This window comes from Kitasatospora sp. NPDC057518 (assembly GCF_042802075.1).
Classification (GTDB): Bacteria; Actinomycetota; Actinomycetes; order Streptomycetales; family Streptomycetaceae; genus Kitasatospora.
Genome location: NZ_JBHVEU010000638.1, coordinates 1 through 3,750, shown reverse-complemented (window position 1 = coordinate 3,750; position 3,750 = coordinate 1). Strand labels below are relative to the sequence as shown.

At 74.2% G+C, this 3,750-nt stretch carries 4 protein-coding genes; all 4 read left to right on the top strand.

What is annotated here, in order from left to right; translation table 11 throughout:
• Positions 1–106: 106 nt before the first annotated feature.
• From ACFU7Z_RS37590 to ACFU7Z_RS37575, 4 genes are read left to right on the top strand one after another with little or no spacing between them, the layout of a single operon-like run.
• Positions 107–1,252, top strand: coding sequence for an acyl-CoA dehydrogenase family protein (locus ACFU7Z_RS37590; RefSeq protein WP_049656704.1), 1,146 nt, complete (start codon positions 107–109; stop codon positions 1,250–1,252).
• Positions 1,249–1,965, top strand: a complete 717-nt coding sequence (locus tag ACFU7Z_RS37585; RefSeq protein WP_074006269.1) for a hypothetical protein — start codon at positions 1,249–1,251, stop codon at positions 1,963–1,965. Before ACFU7Z_RS37590 ends, ACFU7Z_RS37585 begins: the two co-directional genes overlap by 4 nt.
• Positions 1,962–2,663 (top strand): indole-3-glycerol-phosphate synthase, encoded by a 702-nt coding sequence (locus ACFU7Z_RS37580; protein WP_049656707.1) that lies wholly within the window; start codon positions 1,962–1,964, stop codon positions 2,661–2,663. The genes ACFU7Z_RS37585 and ACFU7Z_RS37580 overlap by 4 nt, the downstream gene beginning before the upstream one ends.
• Entirely contained in the window at positions 2,660–3,601 is a 942-nt protein-coding gene (locus ACFU7Z_RS37575; RefSeq protein ID WP_380782593.1) for an alpha/beta hydrolase, read from the top strand. The genes ACFU7Z_RS37580 and ACFU7Z_RS37575 overlap by 4 nt, the downstream gene beginning before the upstream one ends.
• The last annotated feature ends 149 nt before the right edge of the window (positions 3,602–3,750 follow it).

The window sequence follows — 3,750 nt, the reverse complement described above, 5'->3', positions numbered from 1 at the left end:
GGCCCCCGGGACGGGCCCCAGGAACCGACGTGAGCCGGCGCCACCGGGCGCCGGCCTGCCACCCCGCGCCCCGCACCGGCGGCCCGGGAGGAAGGCGGCACATCCCATGATCCGCTGGAACGCCGACCAGACGGCCCTGCGCGAGGGCCTGGCCCGCTTCGGCGACGACCTCAGCGCCGGCCACATCGAAGGCGACGAACAGGCCGCCTTCTCCCACGACAAGTGGCGCATGATCCAGAAGACCGGCATCCTCTCCCTGCCCTTCGAGGAACGCTACGGCGGCCTGGGCCAGTCCCTGCTCACCACCATGTACGTCCTCGAAGGCCTCGGCCACACCTGCCGCGACGGCGGCCTCAACTTCTCCGTCACCACCTCCATGGCCTCCACCGGCGTCCCCCTGCAGGCCTTCGGCTCACCCGCCCTCAAGGACGCCTACCTGCCCCGCATCGCCTCCGGCGAGGCCATCGGCGCCCACGCCATCACCGAGTCCGAGTCCGGCTCCGACGCCATGCAGATGCGCACCCGCGCCGTACGCGACGGCGACCACTTCGTCCTCAACGGCGCCAAGACCTTCGTCTCCAACGGCCCCGTCGCCGACGTCGTCGTCGTCTACGCCCGCACCCACCCCCAGGGCGGCGCCCTCGGCGTCACCGCCTTCCTCGTCGACGCCGACACCCCCGGCCTGACCACCGGAAACCCCATCAAGAAGATGGGCCTGCGCACCTCCCCGCTCTCCGAGCTCTACTTCGACGACGTCCGCGTCCCCGCCGACCGCGTCCTGGGCCGCGTCGGCGGCGGCTTCCTCGTCCTCGACCACGTCATGAAACGCGAGATCCTCTACACCTTCATCGTCAACACCGGCGAGATGCAGCACCGCCTCACCCGCTGCCTGGACTACGCCAAGACCCGCATGTCCTTCGGCAAGCCCATCGGCTCCTACCAGTCGGTCGCCAACAAGATCGTCGACACCAAGATCCGCCTCGAGACCGCCCGCAAGTGGCTGTACGACACCGCCCAGCGCCTGGAGGCCGGCGACAACGTCACCGTCGACATGGCCATCGCCAAACTCCTCACCAGCGAGTCCAACCTCGCCACCTCGCTGGCCGCCGTCCAGGTCTTCGGCGGCAACGGCTACATGTCCGAGTACGGACTGGAGAAGGACGTGCGCAACGCGGTCGCCGGCACCATCTACTCCGGCAGCAACGAGATCCAGTACAACCGCATCGCCGCCATGCTGGGACTCGGCAAATGACCGCCCCCGCCCTGCTGGCCCCCCGGCGCGCCGGCCACCTCAAGGTCTGCGGCGCCCGCACCCGCGCCGACCTCGCCCTCCTCGCCGACACCGGCCCCACCCTGGTGGGCCTGTGGCACGGCGTCCCCGGCGGCCCCGCCGACCTCGAAGCCGACCGCCTCGCCGACCTCGCCGCCACCGCCATCCGCCTGGGCCTGGAACCCGTCCTCGTCACCTTCCTCGACGACGCCCGAAAGATCGCCGCCCTCGCCCGCGCCACCGGCATCCGCTGGATCCAGCTCCACGCCTACCAGAGCCCCGCCCTCGTCGCCGACCTGCGCGAACAGCTCCCGTACGCCGTCCTCGTCAAAGTCCTCCACCTCTCCCGCGGCCGCTGCCTGGAACGCGCCTTCACCGGCGCCTTCGAACGCGCCGGATGCGACCTGTTCCTCCTGGACACCGTCACCGACGACGGCCGCGTCGGCTCCACCGGCCAGGCCCTGGACCCCGCCCACGTCCACGCCCTGCTGCCCCGCCTCACCATCCCCTTCCTCCTCGCCGGCGGCCTCAACACCACCAACCGCGACACCTACCGCACCGTCACCGACCACCCCCTGTACGCCGGCGCCGACATCGACACCGCCGCCCGCGACCGCACCGGCCGCTTCACCCACGAAGCCGTCACCGCCCTCACCCGCGCCTGGCACCCGCGCCTCCAGGAGACCCCCGCATGAGCCCGAGCTTCATCGACGCCCTGCTGGCCGCCCCCCGCCCCCTGGTCATGGAGGTCAAACTCCGCGACCCCCACGGCGCCGACCTCCTGGGCCCCCGCACCGTCACCGACCTCGTCACCCGCTACGAACAGGCCGGCGCCCCCTGCCTGTCCGTCGTCACCGGCCGCTGGTTCGGCGGCACCCCCCGCCTCCTGCGCGAGGTCACCGCCGCCACCCAACTCCCCGTCCTCCAGAAGGACTTCCTCACCCGCCCCGCCCAACTCGAAGCCGCCCGAGCCCTCGGCGCCTCCGCCGTCCTGCTCACCGCCGCCCTGCTGCCCGCCACCTCCCTCACCCGCCTCGTCACCACCGCCCTCGACCTCGGCCTGACCCCCTTCGTCGAGATCACCGAGGAACGCGAACTCGACACCCTGCCCCGCATCGCCGAATGCGTCGTCGCCGTCAACAACAAGGACATCCGCACCCGCGAACGCGACCGCGGCGACCTCGGCCGCAGCCTGCGCCTGCTACCCGCCCTACGCGCCGCCGGCTGCCGCGCCCCCGTCTCCGCCTCCGCCATCACCGACCCCCACGACGCCGCCCGCCTCCTCGACGCCGGCTACGCCGCCCTGCTCATCGGCACCTCCCTGATGCGCACCGGCGACCTCACCGGCTGGCTCGCCGACCTCGACGCCGCCAGAGCGGGGGTCGCCGCGTGAAGAACGACCTGCGCACCCGCTCCCTGGTCCTGGACGCCGCCGGCATCCCCGTCTCCGCCCTGGTCGCCGAACCCGAACACCACGCCCCCAAGGCCGTCGTCCTCGCCATCCACGGCCGCGGCATGCGCGCCGCCTACTTCGCCGGCCCCGCCCACCCCGACACCAGCCTGCTCACCCTCGCCGCCGACCTCGGCTACACCGTCCTCGCCGTCGACCGCCCCGGCCACGGCGCCTCCGCCCACCGCCTGCCGCACGGCCAGCTCATCGCCGACCAGGCCGCCACCCTCCACGCCGCCCTCACCGACTACGCCCGCGCCCACCCCACCGGCGCCGGCGTCCAACTCCTCGCCCACTCCTTCGGCGGCAAAATAGCCCTCCAACTCGCCGCCCACTGGCCCGACGACCCCCGCCTGCCCCTGCTCGGCTGCGACATCTCCGGCCTCGCCCAGCACTACGCCCCCGGCGCCTGGGACCGCCCCGACGACCTCGCCGGCGGCGGCCGCCTCAACTGGGGCCCCCTCCACCTCTACCCGCCCGGCACCTTCCACGCCGCCCGCACCCTGCTCACCCCCGTCCCCGCCCTCGAATCCCGCGAACTGGCCACCTGGCCCGCCCGCTACAACGCCCTCGCCGCCCGCGTACGCGTCCCCGTACGCCTCACCCTCGCCGACCACGAGCACTGGTGGCGCCTGGACCCGGCCTCCCGCGCCGCCCTGACCGCCGCCTTCCCCGACGGCCTCGCCCACCTGGCCACCGCCCGCCGCGCCGGCCACAACCTCTCCCTGGGCCACGCCGCCCGCCCCTACCACCTGCGGGCCCTCGCCTTCACCGACGACTGCCTCACCCGCCCCGCCCCCGCCCCCGGCGCGGCCGCACCCGCCGCACCCGCCGCCGCGCCGGCCGACGCGGCCCCCGGGCCCCTCCTCGCGGCCGTCTGACGGCCCCCCGTGACCCAGGTGTGGGGCTGGCTGTTCGCCCCGGACGGGCGGGTGGTGATACTCGTCGACCCGAAGGAGGGCGTGGTCCTGCTCCCCGGCGGAACGGTGGAGGCGCAGGACGGCCCCGACCCGGCGCGCACGGCTCCCCC

Bases quoted from the DNA above. Each gene is read 5' to 3' on its own strand.
- ACFU7Z_RS37590 (WP_049656704.1), top strand. From the start codon at position 107: ATGATCCGCTGGAACGCCGACCAGACGGCCCTGCGCGAGGGCCTGGCC.
- ACFU7Z_RS37585 (WP_074006269.1), top strand. From the start codon at position 1,249: ATGACCGCCCCCGCCCTGCTGGCCCCCCGGCGCGCCGGCCACCTCAAG.
- ACFU7Z_RS37580 (WP_049656707.1), top strand. From the start codon at position 1,962: ATGAGCCCGAGCTTCATCGACGCCCTGCTGGCCGCCCCCCGCCCCCTG.